General features: G+C 76.2%; 1 protein-coding gene and 1 pseudogene. Both read left to right on the forward strand.

All coding sequences use genetic code 11. The features are described from left to right. Positions 1 to 218: 218 nt before the first annotated feature. Positions 219 to 944: a MogA/MoaB family molybdenum cofactor biosynthesis protein gene (locus QOL99_RS17185; RefSeq protein WP_285525619.1), complete on the forward strand. Its 726-nt coding sequence runs from the start codon at positions 219 to 221 to the stop codon at positions 942 to 944. Continuing rightward, a pseudogene (locus tag QOL99_RS17190) lies at positions 941 to 1,134 on the forward strand (hypothetical protein); the annotation flags it as partial. The gene QOL99_RS17185 and the pseudogene QOL99_RS17190, both read left to right, overlap by 4 nt.

The following is a 1,134-nucleotide window of genomic DNA, read 5'->3' on the forward strand; positions in this document are numbered from 1 at the left end:
CGTGCAGCAGCACCGGCATCCCGGTCAGGCGGTCGGTCGCGCGGAGGGTCCGCACCGCCGCCGCCGGGTCGCCGCCGAGGTCACGCGCGGCCACGTAGGGGCCGATGGGCTTCATCGCGGGCCAGTATAGGGGAGGGCCCCGGAGCCCACCCCCGCATGTCCTGACCGTGAGCATGCCCCCGGCCTCCCCGCCCCGTGCAGCGTATGGTGCGGGCGTCATGGCCGACCCTGCCTCCCCGCCTCCCGGCCCCGCCGAACACCGCGCCGCCGCGCCCCGGTCGGTGCGGGCCGCCGTCCTGACCATCAGCGACACCCGCACGGAGGCCACCGACACCAGCGGCGCCTACCTGCGGGCCGAGCTGGGGGCGGCGGGCCACGAGGTCACCGCCTCCCGCATCGTCCGCGACGAGGAAGCCTCGATNCACCGCGCCGCCGCGCCCCGGTCGGTGCGGGCCGCCGTCCTGACCATCAGCGACACCCGCACGGAGGCCACCGACACCAGCGGCGCCTACCTGCGGGCCGAGCTGGGGGCGGCGGGCCACGAGGTCACCGCCTCCCGCATCGTCCGCGACGAGGAAGCCTCGATCCGCGCGGCGCTGGCCGAACTGATGGCGGGAGCCGACGTGGTGCTCACCAGCGGCGGCACCGGCATCACCGGACGGGACGTGACCATTCCAGTCGTCGAGTCGCTGCTCACCAAGCCGCTGCCGGGCTTCGGGGAACTGTTCCGGATGCTGAGTTACCGCGACGTGGGCGCCGCCGCCATGCTCTCGCGGGCGGTGGGCGGACTGGCGGGCCAGACGCTGCTGTTCGCCCTGCCCGGCAGCCGGGGCGCGGTGCAGACCGCCTGGGAGGGCCTCTTGCGGGGCGAACTCGGCCACCTCGTCTCCGAGGTCCGGCGGCACGGGCAGCCACAGAGCCGGGCGGGGGAGGGGCGGCCATGACCTTTGCCGCCTACGTGACGCCCCTCTATGCCCTGTGCCTCGCCCTGATCGCGGGCTACTGGCTGTGGCGGGTGGGGCGGGAGGCCCGCTTCCGGCACGAACCGCGCGTGGGGTGGTGGGCGGTGCCGGGCTGGGGGGCGCTGCTGCTCGCGCCGCTGCTGGAGGTCCCGGCCCTCTTCGGGCTGGGGGC

It is taken from the genome of Deinococcus rhizophilus (genome assembly GCF_030271215.1).
In the GTDB taxonomy this organism is placed as follows: Bacteria; Deinococcota; Deinococci; order Deinococcales; family Deinococcaceae; genus Deinococcus; species Deinococcus rhizophilus.